The following is a 26,978-nucleotide window of genomic DNA, read 5'->3' on the forward strand; positions in this document are numbered from 1 at the left end:
CCCTGCCTGCTGAGGAATGACGGGAAGCGACCACTAGCGGAGATCGCCGCATCCGCCCATGTTGCGCCGATGGATAAGACATGGACAGAACGGCTCAAGGAATGGGCACTGGGCATCAAACGCGATGTGATCGCCCTCTGGCTGGCTGCGCAAGATCAGCGAGTGCCGTGGTATGCCAAGGTCCTTGCGGCGGTCGTAGCTGCCTACGCGCTGTCCCCGATCGACCTGATACCCGACTTTATCCCGATCCTCGGCTATCTGGATGACGTGCTGATTGTGCCGCTGGGGATCATGGCTGCGGTCAAGCTTATTCCTGGGAATATCATGGCTGACCTTCGCATAAAGGCAGTCGCACAACGCAAGCCTACTTCCAAGGCGGGGGTTATTATCGTTGCGATGATTTGGCTGGCAGTGACTTTGCTTGCTGTTCACTTACTCTGGCCTCGTCTCCCACGACCGTAAGCCCCCCAAATTCCCTGTCCTACACGCCCCCATCCACGCTACGCCGACCGCGTGCCTCAAGCTGACCGCCCTGCATGCAAGACCATGCCGCATCCACTCCGCCGCGCCCCTAAAGGCAGCGGGGTGGGACAGCCGGAGGGTAGATCGCCTTGCGCCTGTGTCCGGGCGAACGCGCCGTGGGCCTGGCGGTTCGCCGCGCCGGGTTGCTGCGCGCAACAGTTCGGGCGGGGAGCCTTCAGCTGCCGAGATCACGCGGCTGTCACGGATCGAACGGAAGAAAGGTAAGCGAACAATGCCGGACGCAACGAAAAGCGCACTTCATCCGCTGCGACGGGCGACCTTCAGCCCCTCGGCCAAGCTCGCCCAAACAGCGGAGAGGGGGCCAAGTGGGGGGTGACGTAGTGTCACCTTTGTCACCTTCCGGCCCAACACGGCGCTCAAATCCCGCGCCTAGCCAGCCCCAAAGACGCTATAGCTCGCCGCGTGCCCGCCGTATCTCGAACCAGCGCCGCACATTCTCGTTATGCTGCTGCAGGGTGTCGGCGAAGATGTGCCCGCCCTTGCCATCGGCGACGAAATACAGCGCCTTGGTCGGGGCGGGGTTCAGCACCGCGACGATCGACAGCCGCCCCGGATTGGCGATCGGACCCTTGGGCATTCCCGTCATCGCATAGGTGTTGTAGTCGTTCACCGCCGCGATTTCCGACTTGCGGATGCGGCGGCCCAGCGGCTTTCCCTTGGTGATCGGGTAGATGATCGTCGGGTCCGCCTGCAGCATCATGCCGGTGCGCAGGCGGTTGCCGTAGACGCCCGCGACCATCGGCCGCTCCGCCGCCACCGCCGTCTCCTTCTCGACGATGCTGGCGAGGATGATGGCTTCGCGGGGCGACTTGACCACCGTGTCCTTGCTGCGGTCCGCCCACAGCTCGGCGAGCGCCTTGGTCATCGCGGCCTGCATGCGCGTCAGCACCGCCCGGCGTGGCTCGCCCTTCTCGAAGGCATAAGTGTCGGGCAGGACGCTGCCCTCCGGCGGCACGGGGATGTCGCCGGTCAGTTCCTCCTGCGCCATCAGCCGCTCATGGACCAGGATCGAGGGCATGCCTTCGGGGATCGTCACCAGCCGCGCTACCGCGATGCCGCCTTGAAGGATGCGCAGGATCTCCCGGTTGCTGGCGCCCTTGGAGATCTCATATTCGCCCGCCTTGATCGGCTTGCCCGCGCCGAACACCTTCGCCCGCGTCAGGAAAGCGTCGGCGGAGCGGATCAGCCCCTCGCGCTTCAGCTGAACCGCCGCGCTGGTCAGCGTCGCGCCCTCGGCAATGACGATAGTGCGATCGGCCTTCGATGGCCCCTCCGCCTTCCAGCCGTGCACGAACTGGAACGCCACGAACACCAGCGCCGCAATGCAGACCGCAAGGATCACATAACCGATGCGGCGCATGCGGAAAGCCTAGATCGCTTTCATGATGAGGCTGGCATTGGTGCCGCCAAAGCCGAAGCTGTTGTTCAGCACGGCCTTCACCTTCCGCTCCTTGGCGACATGCGGCACCAGGTCCACGCCCATGCAGCTGTCCGAGGGATTGTCGAGGTTCAGCGTCGGCGGCACGATCTGGTCGCGCATCGCCAGGATGCAGAAGATGCTCTCCACCGCGCCCGCGCCGCCCAGCAGATGGCCGATGGCGGACTTGGTGGACGACATCGACAGCGTGGCCATGTCATCGCCGAACAACCGCCGCACCGCGCCCAGCTCCAGCTCGTCACCCATGGGCGTCGAGGTGCCATGCGCGTTGATATAGTCGATGTCCGACAGCGCGAGTCCCGACTTGCGCAGCGCCATCTCCATCGACCGGAACGCGCCCGACCCTTCGGGATGCGGCGCGGTCACATGATAGGCGTCGCCCGACAGGCCATAGCCGATCACCTCGGCATAGATCTTCGCGCCGCGCGCCTTAGCATGTTCATATTCTTCGAGGCACACGACGCCCGCGCCTTCGCCCATGACGAAGCCGTCCCGGTCCTTGTCATAGGGCCGCGACGCCTTTTCCGGCGTGTCGTTGAAGTTGGTCGACAGCGCGCGCGCCTGCGCGAAACCGGCGATGCCGATCGGGCAGATCGCGCTCTCCGCGCCGCCCGCCAGCATCACGTCGGCATCGTCCATCGCGATCATCCGCGCTGCGTCGCCGATAGAATGCGCGCCCGTCGAGCAGGCCGTGACGACGGCGTGATTCGGACCCATCAGCCCGTACTTGATCGACACCTGCCCGGAAATCAGGTTGATCAACCGCCCATGCACGAAATGCGGCGACACGCGGCGCGGGCCTTTCTCGTGCAGCACCAGCGATTCGCTCTCGATGCCGGGCAATCCGCCAATGCCCGACCCGATGGAGACGCCCATGCGATAGCGCTCTTCCTCGGACGCATCGGTCAGGCCGGCGTCTTCCAGCGCCTGCCCGGCGGCATCGATGCCATAGACGATGAACGGATCGACCTGCCGCTGAACCTTGTGGTCGACGCGAAGGCCGGGATCGAAGCCGAACTCATGGTCGGCCGGCTTTACTTCGCAGGCGATACGGCACGCATAGTCGGTGGGATCGAAACGCTCGATCCGCGCTGCGCCGGACTTGGACGCGAGAATGTTCTTCCAGACCTTCTCGACCTCAGCGCCCAGCGGCGTGACCATGCCCAGACCCGTTACGACAACACGACGCATACCATCCGCTCCGTCAAATTCACTCTTGTCGCCAGTCTGGCAAATACCGGCCGGCGTAAATAGGAAAGTAAAAGGAAACGGCCCTCCTTCCACGGGATACCCGGGACGGAGAGCCGCTCAACCTTGGGTCGGCTCGTGCCGCAGCGAGGCGTTTCCGCGCCGCTGCGACCGACTTCCGTCCTTACTGCTTGCTGTCGATATAATCGATGGCATCCTTGACGGTGCCGATCTTTTCGGCGGCATCATCAGGGATTTCGACGCCGAATTCTTCTTCGAATGCCATGACCAGCTCAACGATGTCGAGGCTGTCTGCGCCAAGATCGTCGATGAAGCTTGCGTCTTCGGTCACCTTCTCGGCTTCGACGCCCAGATGCTCGACGACGATTTTCTTAACGCGATCCGCGGTCTCACTCATGAGTGGTCCTTCTTTCTGGGTAGTGCGTGGGACATGAATATCTGTTCAGCCCGCCCTAGTGGCAAGGGAAGCGCTAGGCAAGAGGCAACGAATGCGCCGCCACGCGTGCTTTGCGTAAGGCCGGATTATCCGTTCGGGGTTTCAGATCATAGCCATCCCGCCATTCACATGCAGCGTCTGCCCCGTGACATAACCGGCTTCGCGGCTGGCGAGATAGACGACCGCCGCACCGATGTCCTCGCCTTCGCCCAGCTTCCCCGCCGGGATCTTGCCGGTGATGGCATCCTTCTGCGTGTCATTCAGCGCATCCGTCATGGCCGAGCGAATGAAGCCCGGCGCGACGCAGTTCACGGTGATGCCGCGCGTTGCCAGTTCCTGCCCCAAGGCCTTGGACATGCCGATCAGGCCCGCCTTGGACGCGGCATAGTTCGCTTGTCCCGGGTTGCCCGTCACGCCTACGACCGAGGTGATGGAGACGATCCGGCCGAAACGCGCCTTCATCATCGGCTTCGCAGCGGCGCGGCAGAGTCGGAATGCCGCTTCCAGATTGACGCGGATCACCTGATCCCACTCCTCATCCTTCATCCGCATGGCGAGGTTGTCGCGCGTTACGCCTGCATTGTTCACCAATATGTCGAGTTTTCCGCCCAACGCTTCCACGGCTTGCGGCACCAGCGCATCGACGGCGGCGCTATCCGACAGGTTGCAGGGCAGGGCGACGTGATCGCCCGCAAACTGTCCTGCAAAGTCGGTCAGCTTTGCCGCGTTGGAGCCCGAGAATGCTACGCGCGCACCCTGAGCCACCAGCGCCTTCGCGATAGCCGAGCCGATGCCACCCGATGCGCCGGTAACGAGCGCCGTCATGCCTCTGAGGTCGAACATAGTCTAAACTCCCTTGAACTTCAGAGCGCCGTCAGCGCCTTCTCGATGTCGTCCATAGTCACGATGCTGGTGACGGTGGCGTCGGGCGCTATGCGCTTGACCATCGGCCCGAGCACCTTGCCGCCCAATTCCACGAAGTCGGTAACGCCCGCGTCCCACATCGCGCTGACGGATTCGCGCCAGCGAACGCGGCCCGTCACCTGTTCGACCAACCGCGCACGAATGTCGTCGGGCGCTGCGATCGGCGCGGCCAGCACATTGGCATATACCGGCACGACCGGCGCCCGCAGCGCCGCGTCCGCAAGCGCGGCTTCCATCGCATCTGCGGCGGGCTGCATCAGCGGGCAATGGAATGGCGCGGACACCGGCAGAAGCACGCCGCGCTTGATGCCATGCTCCTTCACCAGCGCTATCGCCCGCTCGATCGCGCCGCGATGGCCGGAGATCACGACCTGCGAAGGATCATTGTCATTGGCGACGGTGCAGACTTCACCCTCCGCGGCGGCGTCCGCCAGCGCCTGCGCCTTCTCGATATCCGCGCCCAGCAGAGCCGCCATAGCGCCTTCGCCCACCGGCACCGCCGCCTGCATCGCCTGTCCGCGCAGCTTCAGCAGCCGCGCCGTCGTCGCCACGTCGAACGCGCCCGCCGCACACAGGGCCGTATATTCGCCAAGGCTGTGGCCCGCGACGAAATCTGCCTTCTCCGCCAGCCGCAGCCCGCCTTCCTTCTCCATCACCCGAAGGGTCGCGAGCGCATTCGCCATGATCGCGGGTTGTGCATTCTCGGTCAGGGTGAGGTCGCTCTCCGGCCCCTCGCACATGATGCGGAACAGGCGCTGCGACAGCGCATCGTCCACTTCCTGAAACAACTCGCGCGCCGCAGGGCTGGCGTCGGACAGAGCCTTGCCCATGCCGACCGACTGGCTGCCCTGTCCCGGAAAGATAAATGCCCGCACCCGATCCTCCACACACTGCGCCCGGCTGCTCGGAGCCATTTCGCGCATGATACACTTTGTGACACAAAAGCCATTGAGGCTCCGTGCCGAATTCGGCAGGAACTAGATACGCAATCATCCCGGCGCAAGCATTGGCTGGCGGCGTTGCCATTTTCCCGGCCTTCACGAAGGAAACCCGTGCGTTATACTTTGGTTATCCTGACTGGCACGGCGCTGTCGCTTTCGGCCTGCGCCGCCGGTCCCGATTATAAAGCGCCTGCATCGGCATCGCTGGGGGTGCCTGCCGCCTATACGGCGGCTCAGGGTGCGCCGCTCAGCGACGAGGCGCTGGCGGACTGGTGGCGCAGCTTCAACGATCCGGTGCTCGATGGCCTGATCGAGCAGGCGGTGGCCAATAATCTCGACATCGCGCAGGGCGTCGCCCGGCTGGATCAGGCGCGCGAGGCGCTTCGCCAGGCCGGGGCAAGCTACCTCCCTTCCGTCAGTGCATCGGGGAGCGGCGGACGCAATTTCCGGGAGGGCACGACAGGCTCCATCGTCGATGCCAATGGCAACATCATCGGCGGATCGTCGGGCGGGGGCAGTTCCAATCAATTCTCCGGCAGCCTTCGCGCGAGCTGGGAGATCGACCTGTTCGGACGCATCGGCCGCACGGTGGAGGCGACCCGCGCGGACTTGCAAGCTTCGGGCTACAGCCTAGCCAACGTGCGCACGGCGATCATCGCGGAGACGGTCAGCAACTACATCACCGCCAGGCTGGCGCAGGAGCGGTTGCGCATCGCCCGCGAGCAACTCGCGACTGCGCAGGACAATTTCGACATTGCCCGCTGGCGCGTGGAAGCGGGTCTTGTCTCCTCCCTCGACCAGGAACAGGCGCGTGCGCAACTCGCGCAACAGACTGCCGCGATCCCGCAGATCGAGACGAGCCTCGCTAACGCCTTCAATCGCATTGCCGTGTTGACGGGGCAGGCGCCGGGCGAGGCGACACGCGCGCTGGAGGCCGTCGCACCGCTACCCACTGCGCCTACGGACATAGCGACGGGCATTCCCGCCGATACGCTGCGCCAGCGGCCCGATGTGCGGCAGGCAGAGCGGGCACTTGCCGCCGCAACCGCGCGGATCGGGGTCGCAGAGTCCGCGCTGTATCCCCAACTCAGCATCTCCGGCAATGTGGGCACGACGGCGCTGTCGCTGGGCCGCCTCGGCGACGTAATCACCGGCAGCCTGTTCGGCAGCCTCGCGCAATTGATCTTCGACGGCGGCGCAACGGCGTCACGCGTCCGCGCACAGGAAGCCGCCGCGCGGGGTGCATTTTCCGCCTACAAATCCACGGTGCTGATCGCGCTGGAAGATGTGGAGAACGCATTGGTCGCCGATGGCAATGCCCGGCTGCGCGTGACGCAACTTGCCATCGCCGTCGACGCCGCGAGCAACAGCGCGATCCTCGCGCGCAGCCAGTATCAGGCTGGCCTCACCGATTTCCAGACGCTGCTCAACTCCGAACAGTCGCTGCTCTCCGCGCGCGACGGTCTGGCGAGCGCCCGCGCGGATCAGGTGCAGGCCGTGGCCCAGCTTTACAGCGCCCTTGGCGGCGGATGGCAAACCATGAACGGACGACCCGAATGACCCAAGACGTGACTCCTCCCTCCACAGCCAAGCCGGACGATCTGGACGACTTCCTTGGCGTTCAGCCGGAGAAGCCGTGGCGGAAGTGGATCAAGTGGGGTGTCCTGGGCGCCGCGCTGTTGCTGCTGCTCCTGCTGCTGTCGCGTTGCTACGGGAATGCCGATCAGCCCAATTACTCGACGCGCGCGGTGCGCAAAGGCGACTTGACCGTCACTGTCTCCGCCACGGGAAACCTGAAGCCTATAAATCAGGTCGATGTCGGGTCCGAACAGTCGGGCAAGATCACGCAGGTCTTCGTGGACGTGAACGACCGCGTGACGAAGGGCCAGCGTCTCGCAGAACTCGATACGCGCCGCCTGAACGATGCCGTGACGCAGAACCGCTCTCAGGTCGCCGCCGCCGACGCAGGCGTGGCGCAGGCTAATGCCGCCGCTGCGCTGGCCAAGGCGACGCTCGACCGGCAGTTGAACGTGTTCCAGCTTTCAGGCGGCCGCGTGCCCGCGAAGACGGAACTCGACACGGCCCGGGCCAACTATTCGCAGGCATTGGCGCAGGTCCGCTCGGCACAGGCGCAAGTGTCGGTAGCGCGCGCGCAATTGTCCAGCGCCCAGACGAACCTCGACATCGCGCAGATCGTCTCGCCCGTCACCGGCGTCGTGCTCTCCCGCTCGATCGAGCCGGGACAGACTGTCGCCGCATCGCTGAACGCGCCCGTCCTGTTCACGATCGCCGAAGACCTCAAACAAATGGAAGTCGAAGTTGCCGTCGATGAAGCCGATGTGGGGCAGGTGGCCAACGGTCAGGCCGCCACGTTCAACGTCGACGCTTTTCCTGGACGCAGCTTCCCCGCCCGCGTCAATCGCGTGAATGTCGGCTCCAATGCCAGCAGCACGTCGTCCTCGTCATCCACGACGACGACCGCCACGAACACGGTAGTGGCCTACACTGCGGTGCTGTCCGTCAACAACGATGACGAGACATTGCGCCCCGGCATGACGGCCACGGCCGACATCGTGACCAAGCAGCTTCAGGACGCCTTGCTTGTCCCTAACGCCGCGCTCCGCTTCAAGCCCGATCAGGGCGGCAAGAGCGGCGGCGGCATCACCAGCCAGCTGGTCGCCCGGCCCCGTCGCGGCAATCGCGCGACGCAGCAGGTGAACTTCGGTGTCGGGAGCAGCCAGACCGCCTATGTCGTCGGCGAAGACGGCAAGCCGCAGGCGATAAACGTGGTGATCGGCGAAAGCGACGGGACGCGCACCGTCATCCGCAGCGGCGACCTGAAGGAAGGCGCACGCGTCATCACCGGCCAGCTCGCCGCCGGCCAGGAACAGCCGCCCGAACGCGACATGGCCGATGGCAGCGGACAGCGCCGCAAGCGCGAAGGCGGCCAGCCTGCCGTACCGCCGGCAGCATCCACTTCGCCGTCCGGTAACAGCAGTGCGCCTGCCGCAGCGGCTCCGGTTGCGCCTCAGCGTCGCACGGAGGGCGATGCGCCAGCTGCCCCTGGCTTGCGTCCCGAAGGACAGCGGATGCGGGACATGAGGCCGGAACAACGCCGCGCCTTCATGGAAAGCCTGACGCCCGAGCAGCGCGAGGAAATGCGTGCCCGACGCGAAGCGCGCCGCGCCGCGCGCGAAGCCGGACAGAGCGATGGCGAGTGACCCAATCATCCGCCTGCTCGGCGTCACCAAGACCTATGGCAGCGGCGCGACCATGTTCCAGGCGCTCAAGGGCATAGATCTCGACATCGAGCGCGGCGATTTCGTCGCGGTGATGGGGCCATCGGGTTCGGGCAAGTCCACGACGATGAACATTCTGGGATGTCTGGATGTGCCCAGTGCGGGGACATTTCTGTTCCATAACCATCATGTTGAGCAACTCGACCGCGACCAGCGCGCACTGTTGCGCCGCCGCTATCTCGGCTTCGTGTTTCAGGGGTTCAACCTGCTGTCACGCACCACGGCATTGGAAAATGTCGAACTGCCGCTGCTCTACCGCGGTGAGGACAAGAAGACGCGCTACGACCTCGGCATGGCCGCACTAGACAAGGTGGGCCTCAAGCCCTGGTGGGATCACACGCCCGCCGAATTGTCCGGCGGCCAGCAGCAGCGCGTCGCCATCGCCCGCGCCATCGTCACGTCGCCGGACGTGCTGCTGGCGGACGAGCCAACGGGCAACCTCGATTCGGAACGCTCGGTGGAAATCATGGAACTGCTGACGGACCTCAACCGCAACAGCGGGATCACCGTCCTGATGGTCACGCACGAGCCGGACATGGCCGCATTCGCCCGCACCATCGTCCATTTCAAGGATGGATTGGTGGAGCGCGTCGAGAAGGGGAAGGCGGCATGATCGTCGGCACCACAGTCACGCTCGCTTTCCGGGCAATCATGCGGCACAAGCTGCGCTCCTTCCTGACGACGCTCGGCATCATCATCGGCGTCGGAGCGGTCGTGACGATGACGACGCTCGGCAATGGCGCGACCGCGGCGGTACGGCAACAGATCAGCAGTCTTGGCGCGAACATCCTCCAGCTACGTCCCGGACAGGGGTTCGGGCGCGGCGGCGGCGGTCCCCGTCCGCCCGACTTCGACCCGGACGATGTGACCGCCATCGCCAACCAGCTTACCGGCGTTCGCGCCGTCGCTCCGCAGGCATCGACCAGCGGCATCGCCATCTACGAAGGGTCGAACTGGAACACCACGGTCAATGGCACCACCGCCGCCTATTTCGAGGCGCAGCAGTGGAAGCTGGAGAGCGGCCGGTTGTTCATGCCGGAGGAGGAGGAGGCCGGAAAGCCCGTCTGCATCATCGGCTCGACCTTGCGCACCAACCTGTTCCGGCAGGCAGACCCGATCGGCAAGCGCTTCCGCATCAAGGGCGTGAGTTGCCAGATAATCGGCCTGCTTTCGACACGCGGGCAGGGTGGCTTCGGCAACGATCAGGACGATGTCGTCGTCATGCCAATCAAGTTCGTGCAGCGCCGCTTCACCGGCAACAGGGAAGTTAGCCTCATAATGGTTGCGGTGGACGACGCCTATGACAGCGCCACCGTGCAGGACAGCCTGGAACAGCTCATGCGCGAGCGGCGCAAGGTCAAGCCGGGCGCAGCGGACAATTTCAACGTCTTCGACACCAAGCAGATATCCGACACGCTGACGGGCACCACCACCATCCTGACGCAGATCGTTGCTGCGGTCGCCGCGATCTCGCTGCTGGTGGGCGGCATCGGCATCATGAACATCATGCTGGTCTCCGTGACGGAGCGCACGCGGGAAATCGGCATCCGCCTTGCCATCGGGGCCGTCGCGCGCGAGGTGCTGCTGCAATTCCTGGTGGAAGCCATCGTGCTGTCCTGCCTTGGCGGGTTGATCGGCCTTGGCCTCGCGCTGGTAGCGTCGATCGCCATAGCGCCGCTGATGCAGGTGCCCTTCATCTTCGACGTGAAGATCAACCTGCTCGCTTTCCTGTTCTCGGCGGCGATCGGAGTCGTGTTCGGCTACTTCCCGGCGAGGCGTGCCGCATCCCTGAACCCGATAGATGCGCTGCGGCACGAATAGCGGCTGATACATTTTCAGACACTTATCCCGCCCGTCTGACACATCTCCGATACAGCCGGTTCCTATTTCATAGTCAGACGCCGCGATTGGCGCCGGACACGAAAAGGAACCGGACAATGAAGAAGTTTCTGATGGCACTGGCCGCAACTACGATGATCGCCAGCCCGCTCGTCACCGCTCAGGCACAGGCCGCGCCGCATCGCGACCGCTTCGAGCAGACCACGGTCAAGCACAAGGCCAATGGTCGCACGGTTATCAGGCAGAGGCAGGTCATCCGCCAAAACGACAACCGCAACTACGGCTATAACGCGGGCTACAACGACCGCCGCTGGGCGAAGGGCCAGCGTTTCGATCGTCGCCAGGCCAATAACTACCGCGTGATCGGCGACTATCGCAGCTATCGCCTGAACACGCCGCCGCGCGGCTATCAGTGGGTCCGCTCGGGCAATGATGCGGTGATGATCGCCATCACCAGCGGCATCATCGGCGCCGTGATCGGCAACGCGATCCGCTAAGACCTTCTGCCCTCTCTTCCACCCTGACGAGAGGGCAGATTAACGCTTCTTAACAGCGCCCTTCAGCATCCGTTCAACGACATAATGGTTAAGTAACTTCATTGCCCTTGAGGTCGGCCTGTCCGCTCAATGGCTGAGCTAATGAGGAGCAGGACCATGAACAGATGGAAGAAGGGCGTACTCGCCATTGCCACGTGTGCGACGCTGGCTATCACCGCCGCACCCGCCCAGGCACAACGTTACCGCGGCTATCGGCATCACGATAACACCGGCGCTGTAATTGCCGGTGGAGTCGTCGGCCTCGCATTGGGCGCGGCCATCGCGTCGAGTTCGCGCGACCGCTATTATGACCGCGGGTATCGCGGCTATCGGGGTTATGATGGCTATCGCGGCTACGACGGGTATCGCGGCAACTACTACCGGGATAGCTACTACAACCGCGGCTATTATCGGGACAACTACCGCCCGCATCGCCGCGGTTACGACGGTTATCGCCGGTGCTACAGCGAACGCTTCTACGACGATTACCGTGGCGAATGGACGCGTGTCCGGCGCTGCCGCTAACGAACTTCCACTTCGGAATAAAAGAGGAGGCGCAACCGCAAGGCTGCGCCTTTTCGCTTGAGCGCCATCAATGCTTGCTTTTTGGCGGTGCTTCGATCATAGCGCGCGCTTCCAAAGGCGGCGGGGCGACTCCGCTGCGACTGGATCAATACTGAAGACGACAGCCGGAGGGGCGTTCGCATGGGGCGGCGTCAGCGATCGGCCAATATGAAGGAAGACCCATGGCTCTGTACGAGCACGTGTTTCTTGCGCGCCAGGATCTGGCACAGGCGCAGGTAGACGCACTGGCGGAAATCGCCACCAAGATTGTCGAAGACAATAAGGGCAAGGTCGTTAAGACCGAAAATTGGGGCCTGCGCAGCATGGCCTACAAGATCGCCAAGAATCGCAAGGCGCACTACGTCATGCTCAACATCGATGCCCCTGCCGGTGTCGTGGCCGAGCTGGAGCGCCAGACGCAGATCAACGAAGACGTGATCCGCTACATGACCATAAAGGTCGATGAGCTGGAAGCCGGTCCTTCGGTGATGATGCGCAAGCAGGAACGCGACGCACGCGGCGGTGGCCGTGGTGAACGTGGCGACCGCGATCGCGGCGCTCCCCGTGGCGATCGTGAAGATCGTCCCCGTCGCGACCGCGACGAAGCTGGCGAATAAGGAGACACTAGATCATGGCACGCCCATTTTTCCGCCGCCGCAAGAGCTGCCCCTTCGCCGCGAAGGATGCGCCGAAGATCGATTATAAGGACGTTCGTCTGCTCCAGGGCTTCGTGTCCGAACGTGGCAAGATCGTCCCTAGCCGCATCACGGCCGTTTCGGCCAAGAAGCAGCGCGAGCTGGCGACTGCCATCAAGCGCGCCCGTCATCTGGGCCTGCTGCCCTACATCGTGAAGTGAGGGAATAGATCTCATGGAAATCATTCTACTCGAACGGATCGAGAAGCTCGGCGCCATCGGTGACATCGTCACCGTGAAGGACGGCTATGCCCGTAACTTCCTGCTGCCGAACAAGAAGGCGCTGCGCTCCAACAACGCCAACAAGAAGGTGTTCGAGGCCAACCGCGCGAAGATCGAAGCCGAAAACGCTTCGCGTCGCGAGGAAGCCAAGGCATCTTCGGGCGACATCGACGGCAAGCAGGTCGTGCTGATCCGCCAGTCGTCTAACGCGGGCGCGCTGTACGGTTCGGTTTCGGTCCGCGACATCATCGAAGCCCTGCAGGCTGATGGCGTAACGAACGTGACCAAGTCGATGATCGTGCTGGAACGCCCGATCAAGACGCTTGGCGTGTTCGACGTCAAGGTTGCGCTGCACCCCGAAGTCACGGTCAACATTCAGGTGAACGTCGCACGTTCGCCCGAAGAAGCCGAGCTTCAGAAGGAAGGCGTCGACGTCATGGCCAGCATGTTCGAAAAGGACGAAGCAGGCTTTACCGAGGATTACGATCCGAATGCGGAACCGGGCGAAATCGCTTCGGAACCCACGGACGAAGCCGAGGGCGCCGATCAGGACGCCTGAGCTTTCTCGACCCAGTACAAAAAGCCGCCCGGTGCAGATCGGGCGGCTTTTTTGCTGATTGGACGCTTGAGGGTTATGTTATGAGGCGATGTAAGTGCGGCATAGCTGGGGATGGAAGAGGGGGAGTCCATGGCTGATACCGTCAAAGACGAAGCGCTTTCTCTTAGCAATGACGCGGCGATCCGGGAAATCCTCGAAGAGGTGTGCCAGATCACGGAAATGGGTTTCGCTGCCGTCGCCCGCGTAACCGAAGAACGCTGGATCGCCTGTCAGGTCGTCGACAAGATCGACTTCGGCCTCAATCCCGGCGATGAACTGGATATCAAGACGACGATCTGCAACGAAATCAGGCAGCAGGGGCAGCGGGTCGTCATCGATCATGTCGACGAGGATATCGAGTGGCAGACGCACCACACGCCGATGCTCTACGGTTTCAAAAGCTATGCTTCGCTTCCCATTCTCGGGCCTGACGGAAGCTTCTTCGGCACGCTATGCGCGATCGATCCAAGATCGCGCACCATTACGGGAGCCGCGACGCTCGCTGCCCTTGAAAGGTGCGCGCGACGCGTCCAGGCGATACTGGCGACGCGGCTCGGCTGAAATAATGCCAAATCGGATTGCCACTTCAGGCGATCCTGCTCTCGCACATAGCCCCTTGTCCTGCTATCGCCCACGCAATGAGTGATTTCCGCGACCCGTTCGACAGCATCAAGGATCATCCGTTCGATACCGCGCTGTCGGAGCGCTACCTTGTTTACGCCCTGTCCACGATCACGGCGCGCTCCTTGCCGGACCTTCGCGACGGATTGAAGCCCGTTCATCGCCGGCTCCTCTGGGCCATGCGGCTGCTGAAGCTGGAACCGAGCAATCCGGACCCGGTGCGCAACACCACCTCCTACAAGAAATGCGCGCGCGTTGTCGGCGACGTCATCGGCAAATATCACCCGCATGGCGATGTCTCGGTTTACGACGCGATGGTGCGTCTGGCGCAGGACTTCTCGCTGCGCACCCCGCTGGTCGATGGGCAGGGCAATTTCGGCAATATCGACGGGGATAACGCCGCAGCCATGCGTTATACCGAGGCGCGGCTGACGCAGGCGGCCTCGGATCTGATGGCGGGGCTGGACGAAGGCACGGTCGACTACCGCCCGACCTACAATGGCGAGGATGAGGAGCCGGAGGTTTTTCCCGGTCTCTTCCCGAACCTGCTGGCGAATGGCGCGTCGGGCATCGCGGTGGGCATGGCCACCAGCATCCCGCCGCACAATGTCGCGGAGCTGATCGGCGCGGCGCTGCTGCTGATCGATCAGCCTGACGCCGAACCTTCCGCATTGATGGAGCATGTCACCGGCCCCGATTTCCCGACGGGCGGCGTGCTTGTGGACAGCGCCCGGAGCATCGCTGAATCCTACATCTCCGGGCGCGGCTCCTTCCGTGTCCGCGCACGCTGGCACAAGGAAGAGGGCGGCCGGGGCACCTGGGTCGCGATCGTCACGGAAATCCCGTTCCAGGTCCAGAAGTCCAAGCTGATCGAACAGATCGCGGCGCTTATCAACGACAAGAAGCTTCCGATCCTGGCGGACATTCGCGACGAATCCGACGCTGAAATCCGCATTGTCATCGAACCGCGGAGCCGCTCGGTCGACGCTGATATATTGATGGACAGCCTGTTCCGCCTCACCGATCTGGAGAGCCGTTTCAGCCTCAATCTCAATGTGCTGGACGCCAGCCATACGCCGCGAGTCATGGGCCTGCTCGAAGTGCTGGTCGAGTGGCTGAAGCATCAGATAGAAGTCCTGATCCGTCGCGCCCAGCATAGGCTGGAGAAGATCGCGGCCCGGCTTGAACTGCTCGACGGCTACATCATTGCCTATCTCAATCTCGACCGGGTGATCGCCATCATCCGCACCGAAGATGAGCCGAAAGACGTGATGATGGCGGAGTTCTCGCTGAACGACCGCCAGGCCGAAGCCATTCTCAACATGCGTCTTCGCTCCCTGCGCAAGCTGGAAGAGATGGAATTGCGGCGCGAACATGCCGAACTCGTGAAGGAACGGGAAGAGCTCGAAAAGCTTGTCGAGAGCCCCGCTCGCCAACGCACACAGTTGAAGCGCGACCTCACGGCGCTCCGCAAGCGCTATGGCCCGGACACCCTCTTGGGCAAGCGCCGCACCCTGATCGAGGAAGCCGGGCCAGCGCGCGAAATTCCGCTGGAGGCCATGATCGAGCGCGAGCCGATCACCGTCATCCTGTCCCAGCGCGGATGGATACGGGCGATGAAGGGCCATGTCGATGAAGCAACCCTTGCAGGCGTGAAGTACAAGGAGGGCGATGGTCCCTGGGGCGTTCCGGTCCAGATGCAGACGACCGACAAGCTGTTGATCGGCTGCGCAAACGGCCGTTTCTATACGCTGGGCGCCGACAGGTTGCCGGGGGGGCGCGGTTTTGGTGAGCCGATCCGCTCGATGATAGACCTCGACAACGCGACTGAGATTATCGTGATGATGGCGGCGAAGCGAGAGGCGCGTCTGCTCGTCGCCGCATCCGATGGGCGAGGCTTCATTGTCCCGACGGGAGAAATCATTGCCGAAACCCGAAAGGGGAAGCAGGTGGTGAATGTCCGTACCGGCGCGCGCCTCGCTATCGTCCGCCCGATAGCGGCGGGAGCAGACAGCGTGGCGGTAATCGGCGATAATCGCAAATTGCTGGTGTTCCCGCTATCCGAATTGCCCGAGATGGCGCGCGGGCAGGGCGTGCAGATGCAACGCTATCGTGACGGCGGACTATCCGATGTCATAAGCTTCGTGCTGAGCGAGGGCCTCAGCTGGACGATGGGTGGCGAAACCGGACGCGTTCGCACCGAAGGCGACATGACCCCATGGCGTGTCACTCGTGGCGCGGCCGGGCGTATGCCCCCCACTGGCTTCCCGCGGGACAACCGTTTCGGCTGATCTCGATCAACACACGGGCGCATGTATTTAAATTATTTACCTTGCGTCCGTATCTTAGCTGCATGGATGCATTACCCGCGCACTTTTTGGTTGCCGGCGATCTGGACAGCTTTGCCCTGTCTTCGATTGACAGGGGAGCTGTATCTTCCATCAGCCCCGGTGCCGGCTGGGTTCATGCCTTGCCGCAAGCCGCTGCGATCCTCGATGTCAGCGAAGGCGAGATCGTCATAAAGCAGGCAAATACGGCCTTCAATCACAGCTTCCCACATGGTGTGCGAAGCTTTGGATGTGCAAGCGCCGGAGAGACCGAATGGGCTTCCCGCATCGTTGCTTTCTGTAAGACAAACCGTACCTCGGACAGCTTCGAGATACGGCGGGAGGGGCCTTTAGGACCGGAATTCCTGGCCTGCACCATCGGCTGCCTGGCGAATCAAGGGCAGAAAACTACTCCGCTGTTGTTCACCGCCATCGACCGCACCAGCGAACGCGCGATGGAAAAGAACCTGCGCCGTGAACTCTTGTCCGATAGCCTGACCGCGCTGCCTAATCGAACTGGCTTTGGCGAGGAGATTGACCACCGTCTCGCCAACACCGCGAAAACCGATACGGGCAGTTACGCGGTGATTGCCATCGACCTTACCCGATTCAGTCGTGTCAATGAATCGCTGGGCTCCTTGGCCGGTGACGAATTGATCATCACAGTGGCAAAACGCCTGAAGTCGGGCCTGCGCCAGGGCGACGTTCTGGCAAGAATCGGCGGCAACGAGTTTGCCGTATTCGCCCGACTGAACAATGGTCTGTCAGATGCCCTTCATATTGTCCATCGAGTGAACGACGCGCTGGCATCTCCAGTGCGGCTCACCAACCTGCAGATCAGCGTCGATTGTGCGATAGGATGCGCACTCTCGCAAAATTTGAGCGACGATGCCGAGGATATCGTACGGCAGGCGCAAGCAGCCGTGAAGATCGCCAAGCGCAGCGGCAAGCTCGAAATCTATCGGGCAGGCGTTCTGAAGGAAGCCCACCGCCGCTTCACTTTGGAAAGCCGGCTGCGTGAGGCGCTGGCGAATGGGGCTCTCGATCTTGCCTTTCAGCCGCTGATCCACCTTCAGACCGGCGAAGTCACGGGCTTCGAGGCTCTCGCACGGTGGAACGATCCCGAACTGGGCGAAGTCTCGCCGACGGAATTCATTCCAGTTGCTGAGGAATCGGGTCTCATCGTGCCGTTGGGCCGCTGGGCCATGTATGAAGCCACCCAGACGCTGGCAAAATGGGACCGTCTGCAGGGCGAAGTGCTTCCGATTGGCGTGAACGTCAATCTCTCTCCTACCCAGATGAGTCGCGATGACGTGCCGACCATCGTTGAGGAAGCCTTGCGCTACTCCGGGGTGGCCGGGAGCAGACTGACCATCGAACTGACGGAAAGCGCCATCATCGCAGATCCCGACAAGGCGCGACAGGTCCTTGCTGCCCTGAAAAGTCTGGACGCGGCGATAGCCATGGACGACTTCGGGACCGGCTATTCCAACCTTGCGAGTCTTCAGAGTTTGCCAATCGACCTCCTGAAGATCGACCGCTCCTTCGTGGCCGGAATGATATCGGATCGGGACAACAACGCCATTGTCCGCACCATCCTGTCGCTAGCCGAATCGTTGAACTTGCGCGTGACCGCCGAGGGGATCGAAACGCCGGAGCTGGCGGGATTGCTGCAGAAGCTGGGCTGCTGGCAGGGGCAGGGCTATCATTTCGCCCGGGCGCTGCCCGAAGCAGAAGCGTTCGCTTATTGGCGGAGACGCTGGAACTTCCAGACGATCTGACTGGTCAGGGCTTCCAGCTCTTCACCTTCCGGAAAGCCCGCGGCTACCCAGGCGGCTTCAACGTTTTTCAAGGCGCGTGACACGTCCGGACCTGGCGGCAAGCCCTGCGCGATGAGCGCGCCACCCGTCAAAGGAAAGGGCGGAACGGAAGAATGCTTCAGCTCGACCAGCGCGGCAGAAGACATCCGCTCATCAAGCAGCAAGATGTCGATCGCACTGTCCATCCCTATCCAATAGGCCAATTGTTCCGGCCGTTCGTAAGGAGGCGGGAGGGAAAGTGTCGCAGCAATACGTTTCCGTGCCTTGTTGGACAATTTCAGCCGGGCCGCCACGTCGTCGCCCACCGTTGGATCTGGCGGCAATAACGCGCACAGCCGTCGCAGCGCGGCGGGCGCGAAATGCGCTTGCTTCTCACGCGCAATGAGGCTGGCCAATCGACTGACGCCGTTACCATCGATCTCCGGCAGAACCGGCAGCAAGATACCGCCTTCTACCATCAAACGGATGGTGGTGGTCGGATCGTCCAGCGCGAGGAGCTTCAGCAATTCGTCCGCGATGCGTTCGCGGGACAACGCCATCAGGCTGTTTGCGTTGGCGACGCATGCCTCATAGGCTTCGCTATCCGGTTCGCCTTTTCCGAAGCGCGCAAAAAAACGGAAGTAGCGCAGGATTCTCAAATGGTCTTCCGCGATCCTGGCGCGCGCGTCACCGATGAAGCGGACTACGCCAGCACGAAGATCTTCCAGTCCCCCGAAATAATCGGTGATCTCTCCTGAGGCGGGGTCTGCAAACAGGGCATTGATCGTAAAATCGCGCCGCGCCGCGTCCTTTTGCCAGTCGCTGGTATAGGCGACAGTCGCATGGCGGCCATCCGTGCTGACGTCCTGCCGCAATGTCGTGATCTCGACTGGCCAGCCTTCCAGTATCGCCGTCACGGTGCCGTGATCGATCCCGGTCGGTACCGCCTTGATGCTCGTCGCTTGCAATCGGCGCAGAACTTCGTTCGGTTGATGCACCGTCGCAATATCGACATCGGCAACGGGATGTCCGAGCAAGGTGTCGCGAACAGCACCGCCGACGAACCGCGCATTGCCTTCGCCCAGGGCTTCCAACAGGTCGGGGAGGCGCGGCCGATGCCGCCATTCCGCGTCAGGCAGACTCCCGGTCATAGCCAAGCCTCCACGAAAGATTGGCCAAGATCGCAGCCGTAATGCCCCAGATATTCCGCCCGTTCCATGCAATTTCGTAATAATGGCGGAGGTGTCCCTCCCACTCCACTTCCTTGCGGATTCTATTGGCAGGATCGAGCACGAATGCGAGCGGAACCTCGAACCAGTCCTCCACTTCATCCACCTGCGCCTGAAGCGGAAGATCAGGTGGGATTACGCCGAGTACCGGAATGATGTTGAAGCCAGTGAAGGTGCTGTATCGGTCGCTCGTGCCGATCACCTGGACGCGGTGGGGAGGAAGCCCGATCTCCTCCTCGGCTTCACGGAGCGCCGCGGCAACTTCATCGGCATCGCCTTCGTCCACCTTGCCGCCAGGAAAAGCGACTTGCCCTGCATGTTTGCGTAGATGTGCCGATCGCTGGGTAAGGATGAGGCCCGGTTCGGGCCGGTCCGTGATAGCGACCAGGACGGCGGCTGGAGCGAGCACGAGATCGCGAACCGCTCTGGGATCACGGGTGGCGATCCGGGCGTCGGGGTCGGTTCGGCTGTGTCCTTCCCTCAGTGCCGCCTTCAGCCGATCGGCCAGCGTCATTCAGGAGTTCCCAATGAGAAATAGCTCCCGTTACTCCACAGGCCGACCGCGCCTTCCCGCGCATTCTCTTCCAGCGCGAGGCTCACGAGTTCGTAATATACGGCGCGAACGATCAGCGCATCCATGCCACCGCGAACGCCCAGATAGGGACGCGGACCTTCATCGGTCTGCCTGATCTCGATCGGGTGCTCGGCGTCGGCAACTACAATCTCTCCCGTATTGAGGCGAAAGGCGAGGGAGCGCGTATCGCCCGACCCTTCCGCCTTCACTTCAACCGCTGTGAAGGGAGCGTCCTCGACTTCTATGGACAGTTTTTCGACAGGAGTGACCAGGAGGTAGGAGCCATCGGCCTCGCGCCGCAGGATCGTCGAGAACAATCTGACCATCGCCTCCCTGCCGATGGGGGAGCCTTGATGGAACCACGTTCCATCGCGTGCGATGCGCATCTCGCTGTCGCCGCAATGCTCCGGGTTCCACTGCGCGACCGGCGGAAGCCGCTTCTCGGCCATCAGTTGGGCTATCTCGGAAAGCGACAGCGTGGCGAGGTCGGGGAGGGGCGGCATGGGCATGGGGCGAAGATAAGGCCGCCCGTCGCCTAAGGCAAAGGGTAAGTCCAGACCTATGCTTTGCTCAAGACGCGCGGACCCAGCATACCTTCGCGCGGCAACGTGCTTCCGTCGACTACCAGCGCCAGCAGGCGGCGGGCCTCGACGGGGCCAGGGGCCCGCCATTCTCGAGTGCCTTGCGCAGAAAATCCCCAGAAGCGGCCGTAATATTCCGGATCGCCGATCATCATCAAAGGCGGGCAAGCGAGCTTGCGGGCGTCGCGCACCAGCGCATCCATCATCAGCCGTCCCATGCCGTTCTTCTGATCGTCCGGCCGCACGGCAACTGGGCCGACCATGACCAAAGGTGCGGATGCTCCATCCCCTGTCCGCAGGGCGACAGGCCAGCTCTGCAGGGTGCCCGCCAAGGCGCCCCTATGGTCGACCACTGCATAGCTCAGTTCGGGGAGCCAGTGCATCGGCTCCCGAATAAGATACGCTGTGCGGCTCCTGCGATCCGTACCGAAAGCCGCGTCCAGCAAAGCATCTATGTCTGACCCGCTTTGGGTGGTGAGAGGGAGAATTCGGGTCACGTCTTGCCGTTCGTTCCGCAAAGGGGCATGAGCGCCCACGAGCGCGGGCGTCTTACTGGCTGGCCGCTAAATGAAAAGCAAAATTCGGCACGCATAGACATGGAATTTCCTCAAGACGATTATTTGACACTGGAGGTGGACGATCTGGACTATGATGTCCTGACTGGCATCTATTCCGAAGAGACGCATCTTCCGCAGCCGCTGCGCATTTCCGTGCGGGCGTTGCTGAAAATGGCGGATCGGTATGCGCCGGACACGCCGCTGACGGCATCGAAGAATTACATGGACCTGAAACATGCGGCGACGACTGCCCTGCCGCAGGGTCAGCATTTCACGCTGATCGAAGCCGTTGCCGAGCACATCATCGAAACCGTGCTGCTGCAGGACGACAAAGTTGCCCATGTACAGGTGAAAATCGTAAAACTGGCGCTGAGCGAACGGGGTGAGTCGATCGGCATAACCATGGGACGCTGGCGGAAGTAACGCCGCAGTCTCACCCCTTGATCAGCCCGATCTCCACCAGCCGCTCGCGTAGGTAATCGTGCGCCGTAATGGGCGGGTCCCGAAGTGGATTGTCTACGGACACGCATTGCGGCAGCGCATCGATCACGAAGTCCGGACGCAAGTGCAGGAAGAAGGGCATCGAATAGCGTGAAACGCCGCGCCTTTCCGGTGGCGGATTGACGACGCGATGGCTCGTCGATGGCAGCGCATGGTTGGTCAGCCGCTGCAGCATATCTCCCACATTGATGACCATCGCTCCATCCGGCGGCGTCACGGGTAGCCAGCGCCCATCACGGTCGAGCAGTTGCAGGCCGCCTTCCTCCGCACCCAGCAACATCGTGATCAGGTTGATATCCTCATGCGCGCCAGCCCGCACGCCCGGCGCTTCGGAAGATACGGGCGGATAATGCAGCAGCCGGATGATGGAGTTGCCGTCGCGCACCGGGTCGACGAACCAGTCCTCTTCGAGCCCCAGATACAGCGCGATCGCCGACAGCAGCTTTGCCCCGACGCGATCGAACTCAGCGTAGAGGCGTGTATATGTATCGCGGAAGCCGTCGATCTCGGCTGGCCAGACGTTGGGAGGCATGGTGTTCGCGAGCGGACTCCCGGGTGGCAAGTCGCGACCGACATGCCAGAATTCCTTGAGGTCGTTTTCGGTTGCGCCCTTGGCGATCTCGGTACCGTAGGCCGTATATCCGCGCTGACCGCCGCCGCCCTGCACGATGTAAGCCTGCTTGGCGGCCTCGGGCATAGCGAAGAACGCTTTGGCCTTCGCCCATGCGTCGGCGACCAGCGACGCGTCCATCCCATGATCGCGGACCATCGCAAATCCGAACCGCTGAAAGGATCGTCCGAAGTCCTGCGCGAAGTCCGAAAGCTGCATCTTTTCCAGCGATAGGACAGGCACGTCATCCGAAAGCGTATGCGACACGTAAAGACTCCTTGCTTTCCTCGGGGCTTAGCCAATGCCGCGAGCCATGTCACTCGATCGCCCTTGATTCCGGTTGGGATGACAGCGCAAGAAGCGCTGGTTCTTTTCAGACGGAAACCCCAAGCATGCAATATTGGCTGATGAAGTCGGAGCCGGACGTATTCTCATGGGACGATCTGGTCGCCAGGAAGACGGCAGAGTGGGACGGCGTCAGGAATCATCAGGCGCAGGCACATATGAAGGCCATGCGAAAGGGCGACCAGGCTCTCTTCTACCATAGCAATATCGGTCTTGAGGCGGTGGGCATCATGCAGATCGTGGAAGAGGCGGCGCCCGACAGCACCGACGACACGGGAAAATGGGTGGCCGTGCGTGTCTCGCCTGTCCGCAAGTTGCCGCGTCCGGTGACGCTCAAAATGATAAAGGCGGACCCGGCTTTGTCGGGCATGGCCGTGATCCGCCAGTCGCGCCTTTCGGTATCACCTGTTTCTCCGGAGGAGTTTCGACACATTCTGAAGCTCGCTGGGGAGTAGCTTTGCATCACTCGCGATTGCGTAACGTGCAACTGGCCGATCGCGATTTGCGTTTGTGGCCTTTTGCACTGCAGCATAGGCATGAATGTAACAAAACAGAATAGAGTTCAGAGGTGTTTGTCGGGCATTCCAAAGGAGAAATTCTATGCGAATGCTGTCCAAAATCGTTCTCACCGCAGCTGTGCTGACCGCTGCTGCTCCTGCCCTGGCCGAAAGCGCGACCAAGGAGCGCTTCGTTCATGAAGGCTATACCTATGTTTACCAGGTGAAGCCCACCAAGGCCGGCACCCTGATTTCCGGAACGCGTTACCCGGGCGCAACTGCGTTCCAACTGAAGGTCGCGGGCGACAAGGTCAGCGGCGTATCTGGCGATACGCGAGTGGCGTTCAATGTGGCTGATGCGCGCGGAGCAATGGCATCTACGCAGAAGTAGATGGAACTTCGGCCCAACCGGCATGAACACTAAAAAGCCGCCGGATCCAGCAGGGTCCGGCGGCTTCTTATTTCAGGTTATACGGAGAACCATGTCCTCCGTATCCATCAGCGACAGCGGCGCTTGCTATCGACTTCCTTGCCAATCAGCGCGCCCGCAGCGGCACCAAGAATAGTGCCCGTCGCGCGATCGCCTCTCGTATCGATTGCGCGACCCGCCAAAGCGCCACCTACGCCGCCGACGATCAGCCCCGTGGTCCCATTGCTCTTACGGCAATATGTCCGGCCATCACGGCCACGCCACTCCTTGTATCGGTAATCACGCCGGGCCTCCGCCTGATCGGTCGGGAAAGCCATGGTCGCGGGAATCGCAACTGAGGCCGCAACGAGCGATAGCATCAACTTACGCATGTGAAGTGCTCCTTCCTGTTCTTAACTTCGGGCAATGAACCAGCACCTTATGCGCAAGGTTGCATGAACGTCATACAACGAGCTAAAGCTTTGTTATAAAACATATAAAATCCTTTTTGGGCGATCTTTGCAAGCTTGAGCCCCCTTGTTCCTAGACTCCTATTGTCTGGCGGCGCTCTTCGGGTAAAGTTCGCCGCCGAGCAGGACGGTGAGCAGCACAGGATGAAATGGATTTGAGCAGGGCCAGTTTTGTCCGCGAAGCCCCCGATGTACGTCGCCAGGCGCTGATCGACGCCACGGCACGCTGTCTTGCCGAACGGGGCATAGCGGGGACGTCCGTCCGTGCGATATGCGCCACGGCAGGCGTGTCATCCGGGCTGCTCACACATTATTTCGATGGGATCGACGCGTTGATCGTGGCGACCTATCGTGATTTTGGCCGCAGGGTAGGGGAAGCGATCGATAGTGCCGTCCTGGCCGCAGGCCCCGATCCGCGAGACCGCCTCGAAAGCTATGTCCTGGCGAGTTTCGTGCCGCCTGTCCTGGACCCTGACATGCTGGCCGCCTGGTCGGCCTTCTGGAGCCTGGTCAAAAGCAGTCCCGCCATGGCGAAGGCGCATGAGGAAACCTACGCAGAATATCGTAGAGGAATCGGTACGCATATCGCGGCGCTGTCGCCTTCCATGGACGAAAACACCGTCAGGCTGGCAACCATCGGAATAGCTGCACTGGTGGACGGGCTATGGCTTGAACTGTGCCTGGACTCTCGTACTTTCACGATCGCAGAGGCCCAGCAACTTGCGCGTGATGGGATTTCAGTTTGGGTGGACCGTCATTGATCGGCAAAGTCGATCAGTTGTGGCGGAAAAAGCAATTTCTACAATCTTCCTCGCTGTCCTATATCGACATTGTACTTCGAACCCACAATCAGGAATGGAGATAATATGTCCCGTATCGGTGCAGAACTGAAGCCCTTCAAGACCGAAGCCTACAAGAACGGAAAGTTCGTAACGGTGTCGGATGCCGACGTGCGGGGCAACTGGGCAGTGTTCTTCTTCTACCCCGCTGACTTTACGTTCGTCTGCCCTACCGAACTGGAAGACCTGGCCGATCATTACGCCGAATTCCAGAAGCTGGGCGTCGAAATCTACAGCGTATCGACCGACACGCACTTCAGCCACAAGGCATGGCATGAGACTTCGCCCGCGATAGGCAAGATTGAATATACCATGCTTGGCGACGCGAGCGGCACGATCACCAATAACTTCGGCGTGATGCGCGAAGGTGCCGGCCTTGCCGACCGCGCCACTTTCCTGGTCGATCCCGAAGGCATCGTCCAGTTCATGGAAATCACGTCGGAAGGCGTTGGCCGCAATGCAGCGGAACTGCTGCGCAAGACCAAGGCCGCACAATATGTCGCGGCTCACCCCGGCGAAGTCTGCCCCGCGAAGTGGGAAGAAGGCGAAACGACGCTTGCTCCTTCCTTCGATCTCGTGGGCAAGATCTAAGACTTAACGGAACCCCCCGAGGGTCGCAGGCATTCCGGAGGAGAGATACTCTCTTCTCCGGAGTGTTGCCCCGCGCCCTCATGCTATCGGAGTTTGAACGATGTTGGACGCCAACGTAAAAGCCCAGTTGAAGGGCTATCTTGTGAACATCACGCAGCCGATCGAGCTGGTGGCGTCGCTGGACGACGGCGCCAAATCGCGCGAAATGCTCGGGCTGCTGGAAGATATCGTGAGCCTGACCGATAAGGCTACGCTGATCCGTGACAGCAACGACAAGCGCACGCCCAGCTTCATGATCCGCCGCGCCGGCACCGATATCGGCGTACGCTTTGCGGGCCTGCCGATGGGCCATGAATTCACTTCGCTGGTCCTCGCCCTCTTGCAGGTTGGCGGCCATCCATCGAAAGCCACGCAGGACCTGATAGAGCAGGTCAAGAATCTCGAAGGCGACTATGCTTTCGAAACCTATTTCTCATTGTCGTGCCAGAACTGCCCCGACGTTGTGCAGGCGCTGAACCTGATGGCGGTGCTCAACCGCCGGATCAGCCATGTCGCCATCGACGGAGCGCTTTTCCAGGATGAAGTGGACGCCCGCAAGGTGATGGCGGTGCCGACGATCTTCCTGAACGGCGAACCCTTCGGACAAGGCCGCATGGAGCTGGAGCAGATCGTTGCCAAGCTGGACAGCGGCGCAGTCGCACGCGCCGCCGAAAAGCTGAAGGGCAAGGAGCCGTTCGAGGTTCTGGTCATCGGCGGCGGGCCTGCGGGCGCTGCGGCGGCGATCTACACCGCGCGCAAGGGTATCCGCACCGGTGTCGTCACGGAACGCTTCGGCGGTCAGGTGCTCGACACCATGGGGATCGAGAACTTCATCTCGGTGCCGCATACCGAAGGCCCGAAGCTTGTCGCCCAGCTTGAACAGCATGTGAAGGACTACGACGTCGACATCATGAACCTCCAGAAAGTCGAGAAGCTGATTCCCGCTGCGACCGATGGTGGCCTGCATGAAGTGCGTCTGGAAAGCGGCGCCACGCTCAAGGCGCGCTCGGTCATCCTGTCGACCGGCGCGCGCTGGAGGCACATGAATGTCCCTGGCGAAGAAGAGTACCGGAACGCGGGCGTAGCCTATTGCCCGCACTGCGACGGCCCGCTCTTCAAGGGCAAGGACGTGGCGGTGATCGGCGGCGGCAACAGCGGCGTCGAAGCGGCCATCGACTTGGCCGGGATCGTGAAGCATGTCACGCTGATCGAATATGATAGCCAGCTTCGCGCCGACGCCGTGCTCCAGCGCAAGCTGTTCAGCCTGCCCAACGTGAAGGTGATCACCTCGGCCCTGACGACCGAAGTGCTGGGCGATGGCAGCAAGGTGATCGGCCTGACGTATAAGGATCGCAACCACGATACGTCGCACGTCATCGATTTGCAGGGCATCTTCGTTCAGATCGGCCTCGTCCCCAACACCGAGTTCCTGGTGGACGCAGTGGCACTCTCGCCGCGGGGTGAGATCGAAGTCGATCATCGTGGCGGTACGTCGATCCCCGGCATCTTCGCTGCGGGCGACGCGACGACCACGCCGTTCAAGCAGATCGTCATCGCAATGGGCGAAGGGTCCAAGGCTGCACTCTCGGCCTTCGACTATCTGATCCGTCTTGCGCCTGAACATGTGGAGGCGGCTCCGGCAGAAGCGGTCGCTGCCTGATGGAATGTACTTGCTGCTCTGATAGAGGGTCTGTCCGATTCCAGGGAACCGGACAGACCTTCTGCGCGCTATAACCTGTGTTAGGT

The 26,978-nt window shown here is 62.0% G+C and carries 30 protein-coding genes; 19 read left to right on the plus strand and 11 right to left on the minus strand.

All coding sequences use genetic code 11. The features are described from left to right. Positions 1 to 69: 69 nt before the first annotated feature. Positions 70 to 462: a YkvA family protein gene (locus tag QHC67_RS06175; RefSeq protein ID WP_413818497.1), complete on the plus strand. Its 393-nt coding sequence runs from the start codon at positions 70 to 72 to the stop codon at positions 460 to 462. Positions 463 to 931: 469 nt separating this feature from the next. On the opposite strand, the gene mltG is transcribed toward QHC67_RS06175, so the two are convergent. The 5 genes from mltG to fabD form a co-directional block, all read right to left on the minus strand. Next, positions 932 to 1,903, minus strand: coding sequence for an endolytic transglycosylase MltG (gene mltG / locus QHC67_RS06180; RefSeq protein WP_319292439.1), 972 nt, complete (start codon positions 1,901 to 1,903; stop codon positions 932 to 934). Between the two features lie 9 nt (positions 1,904 to 1,912). Beyond that, positions 1,913 to 3,172, minus strand: coding sequence for a beta-ketoacyl-ACP synthase II (gene fabF, locus QHC67_RS06185; RefSeq protein ID WP_319292441.1), 1,260 nt, complete (start codon positions 3,170 to 3,172; stop codon positions 1,913 to 1,915). Positions 3,173 to 3,353: 181 nt separating this feature from the next. Next, the gene (locus QHC67_RS06190) at positions 3,354 to 3,587 is read right to left on the minus strand and encodes an acyl carrier protein (RefSeq protein ID WP_006950224.1); all 234 of its coding nucleotides are present in this window, start codon (positions 3,585 to 3,587) and stop codon (positions 3,354 to 3,356) included. A 141-nt stretch (positions 3,588 to 3,728) separates the two neighbouring features. After that, positions 3,729 to 4,469, minus strand: coding sequence for a 3-oxoacyl-[acyl-carrier-protein] reductase (gene fabG / locus QHC67_RS06195; protein WP_319292455.1), 741 nt, complete (start codon positions 4,467 to 4,469; stop codon positions 3,729 to 3,731). 20 nt (positions 4,470 to 4,489) lie between these two features. Beyond that, a complete protein-coding gene (gene fabD, locus QHC67_RS06200; protein ID WP_319292457.1) occupies positions 4,490 to 5,425 on the minus strand; it encodes an ACP S-malonyltransferase in 936 nt (311 codons plus the stop codon). Between the two features lie 177 nt (positions 5,426 to 5,602). On the opposite strand from fabD, the gene QHC67_RS06205 reads away from it, so the two are divergent. The 12 genes from QHC67_RS06205 (at position 5,603) to QHC67_RS06260 (ending at position 17,972) form a co-directional block, all read left to right on the plus strand. Beyond that, positions 5,603 to 7,051 carry an efflux transporter outer membrane subunit gene (locus tag QHC67_RS06205; protein WP_319292459.1) on the plus strand — a complete coding sequence of 483 codons (1,449 nt, stop codon included), beginning with the start codon at positions 5,603 to 5,605 and terminating at the stop codon, positions 7,049 to 7,051. Beyond that, the gene (locus QHC67_RS06210) at positions 7,048 to 8,712 is read left to right on the plus strand and encodes an efflux RND transporter periplasmic adaptor subunit (RefSeq protein WP_319292461.1); all 1,665 of its coding nucleotides are present in this window, start codon (positions 7,048 to 7,050) and stop codon (positions 8,710 to 8,712) included. Before QHC67_RS06205 ends, QHC67_RS06210 begins: the two co-directional genes overlap by 4 nt. Then, positions 8,702 to 9,403, plus strand: a complete 702-nt coding sequence (locus QHC67_RS06215; protein ID WP_319292463.1) for an ABC transporter ATP-binding protein — start codon at positions 8,702 to 8,704, stop codon at positions 9,401 to 9,403. The genes QHC67_RS06210 and QHC67_RS06215 overlap by 11 nt, the downstream gene beginning before the upstream one ends. Then, complete coding sequence (locus QHC67_RS06220; RefSeq protein ID WP_319292524.1) at positions 9,403 to 10,611, plus strand: ABC transporter permease; 1,209 nt, start codon at positions 9,403 to 9,405, stop codon at positions 10,609 to 10,611. Before QHC67_RS06215 ends, QHC67_RS06220 begins: the two co-directional genes overlap by 1 nt. Positions 10,612 to 10,727: 116 nt before the next feature. Then, positions 10,728 to 11,126: an RcnB family protein gene (locus tag QHC67_RS06225; protein WP_319292465.1), complete on the plus strand. Its 399-nt coding sequence runs from the start codon at positions 10,728 to 10,730 to the stop codon at positions 11,124 to 11,126. A 156-nt stretch (positions 11,127 to 11,282) separates the two neighbouring features. After that, positions 11,283 to 11,690, plus strand: coding sequence for a hypothetical protein (locus tag QHC67_RS06230; protein WP_319292467.1), 408 nt, complete (start codon positions 11,283 to 11,285; stop codon positions 11,688 to 11,690). 221 nt (positions 11,691 to 11,911) lie between these two features. After that, complete coding sequence (gene rpsF / locus QHC67_RS06235; RefSeq protein ID WP_319292469.1) at positions 11,912 to 12,346, plus strand: 30S ribosomal protein S6; 435 nt, start codon at positions 11,912 to 11,914, stop codon at positions 12,344 to 12,346. A 14-nt stretch (positions 12,347 to 12,360) separates the two neighbouring features. Then, on the plus strand, positions 12,361 to 12,585 hold the full coding sequence (gene rpsR / locus QHC67_RS06240; protein WP_104953020.1) for a 30S ribosomal protein S18: 225 nt from the start codon (positions 12,361 to 12,363) through the stop codon (positions 12,583 to 12,585). Between the two features lie 13 nt (positions 12,586 to 12,598). Further along, positions 12,599 to 13,204: a 50S ribosomal protein L9 gene (rplI, locus tag QHC67_RS06245; RefSeq protein ID WP_319292472.1), complete on the plus strand. Its 606-nt coding sequence runs from the start codon at positions 12,599 to 12,601 to the stop codon at positions 13,202 to 13,204. Positions 13,205 to 13,333: 129 nt separating this feature from the next. After that, a complete protein-coding gene (locus QHC67_RS06250) occupies positions 13,334 to 13,804 on the plus strand; it encodes a GAF domain-containing protein (protein WP_319292474.1) in 471 nt (156 codons plus the stop codon). Between the two features lie 77 nt (positions 13,805 to 13,881). Beyond that, positions 13,882 to 16,155, plus strand: a complete 2,274-nt coding sequence (parC, locus tag QHC67_RS06255; protein ID WP_319292476.1) for a DNA topoisomerase IV subunit A — start codon at positions 13,882 to 13,884, stop codon at positions 16,153 to 16,155. A gap of 62 nt (positions 16,156 to 16,217) precedes the next feature. Continuing rightward, complete coding sequence (locus QHC67_RS06260; protein WP_413818498.1) at positions 16,218 to 17,972, plus strand: putative bifunctional diguanylate cyclase/phosphodiesterase; 1,755 nt, start codon at positions 16,218 to 16,220, stop codon at positions 17,970 to 17,972. Here QHC67_RS06260 and QHC67_RS06265 read toward each other — a convergent pair. From QHC67_RS06265 to QHC67_RS06280, 4 genes are read right to left on the minus strand one after another with little or no spacing between them, the layout of a single operon-like run. Then, positions 17,936 to 19,141, minus strand: a complete 1,206-nt coding sequence (locus QHC67_RS06265; RefSeq protein WP_319292480.1) for a CCA tRNA nucleotidyltransferase — start codon at positions 19,139 to 19,141, stop codon at positions 17,936 to 17,938. The two genes, QHC67_RS06260 and QHC67_RS06265, sit on opposite strands and share 37 nt — an antisense overlap. After that, a complete protein-coding gene (locus tag QHC67_RS06270; RefSeq protein ID WP_319292482.1) occupies positions 19,122 to 19,733 on the minus strand; it encodes a CoA pyrophosphatase in 612 nt (203 codons plus the stop codon). The genes QHC67_RS06265 and QHC67_RS06270 overlap by 20 nt, the downstream gene beginning before the upstream one ends. Then, positions 19,730 to 20,302: a DUF1285 domain-containing protein gene (locus tag QHC67_RS06275; protein WP_319292484.1), complete on the minus strand. Its 573-nt coding sequence runs from the start codon at positions 20,300 to 20,302 to the stop codon at positions 19,730 to 19,732. Before QHC67_RS06275 ends, QHC67_RS06270 begins: the two co-directional genes overlap by 4 nt. A gap of 50 nt (positions 20,303 to 20,352) precedes the next feature. Continuing rightward, a complete protein-coding gene (locus QHC67_RS06280; RefSeq protein WP_319292486.1) occupies positions 20,353 to 20,871 on the minus strand; it encodes an N-acetyltransferase in 519 nt (172 codons plus the stop codon). Between the two features lie 99 nt (positions 20,872 to 20,970). Here QHC67_RS06280 and QHC67_RS06285 point away from each other — a divergent pair, with 99 nt between their 5' ends. After that, positions 20,971 to 21,354 (plus strand): dihydroneopterin aldolase, encoded by a 384-nt coding sequence (locus tag QHC67_RS06285; protein WP_319292488.1) that lies wholly within the window; start codon positions 20,971 to 20,973, stop codon positions 21,352 to 21,354. 10 nt (positions 21,355 to 21,364) lie between these two features. On the opposite strand, the gene QHC67_RS06290 is transcribed toward QHC67_RS06285, so the two are convergent. Further along, positions 21,365 to 22,309 (minus strand): isopenicillin N synthase family dioxygenase, encoded by a 945-nt coding sequence (locus tag QHC67_RS06290; protein WP_319292490.1) that lies wholly within the window; start codon positions 22,307 to 22,309, stop codon positions 21,365 to 21,367. Positions 22,310 to 22,434: 125 nt separating this feature from the next. Here QHC67_RS06290 and QHC67_RS06295 point away from each other — a divergent pair, with 125 nt between their 5' ends. Together QHC67_RS06295 and QHC67_RS06300 are read left to right on the plus strand one after the other, a co-directional pair. Next, positions 22,435 to 22,842 (plus strand): EVE domain-containing protein, encoded by a 408-nt coding sequence (locus QHC67_RS06295; protein WP_319292492.1) that lies wholly within the window; start codon positions 22,435 to 22,437, stop codon positions 22,840 to 22,842. A gap of 145 nt (positions 22,843 to 22,987) precedes the next feature. Next, on the plus strand, positions 22,988 to 23,275 hold the full coding sequence (locus tag QHC67_RS06300; protein ID WP_319292494.1) for a hypothetical protein: 288 nt from the start codon (positions 22,988 to 22,990) through the stop codon (positions 23,273 to 23,275). Between the two features lie 107 nt (positions 23,276 to 23,382). Here QHC67_RS06300 and QHC67_RS06305 read toward each other — a convergent pair whose 3' ends face one another. Then, entirely contained in the window at positions 23,383 to 23,685 is a 303-nt protein-coding gene (locus QHC67_RS06305; RefSeq protein WP_319292496.1) for a glycine zipper 2TM domain-containing protein, read from the minus strand. 227 nt (positions 23,686 to 23,912) lie between these two features. On the opposite strand from QHC67_RS06305, the gene QHC67_RS06310 reads away from it, so the two are divergent. From QHC67_RS06310 to ahpF, 3 genes are all read left to right on the plus strand, one after another. After that, positions 23,913 to 24,524, plus strand: coding sequence for a TetR family transcriptional regulator C-terminal domain-containing protein (locus QHC67_RS06310; RefSeq protein ID WP_413818499.1), 612 nt, complete (start codon positions 23,913 to 23,915; stop codon positions 24,522 to 24,524). A 105-nt stretch (positions 24,525 to 24,629) separates the two neighbouring features. Next, positions 24,630 to 25,193, plus strand: coding sequence for an alkyl hydroperoxide reductase subunit C (gene ahpC / locus QHC67_RS06315; RefSeq protein WP_104953034.1), 564 nt, complete (start codon positions 24,630 to 24,632; stop codon positions 25,191 to 25,193). A 100-nt stretch (positions 25,194 to 25,293) separates the two neighbouring features. Continuing rightward, positions 25,294 to 26,892 carry an alkyl hydroperoxide reductase subunit F gene (gene ahpF, locus QHC67_RS06320; protein ID WP_319292501.1) on the plus strand — a complete coding sequence of 533 codons (1,599 nt, stop codon included), beginning with the start codon at positions 25,294 to 25,296 and terminating at the stop codon, positions 26,890 to 26,892. Positions 26,893 to 26,978 lie beyond the last annotated feature (86 nt).

Origin of the sequence: Sphingobium sp., from assembly GCF_033795625.1 — a bacterium.
Lineage (GTDB): Bacteria > Pseudomonadota > Alphaproteobacteria > Sphingomonadales > Sphingomonadaceae > Sphingobium.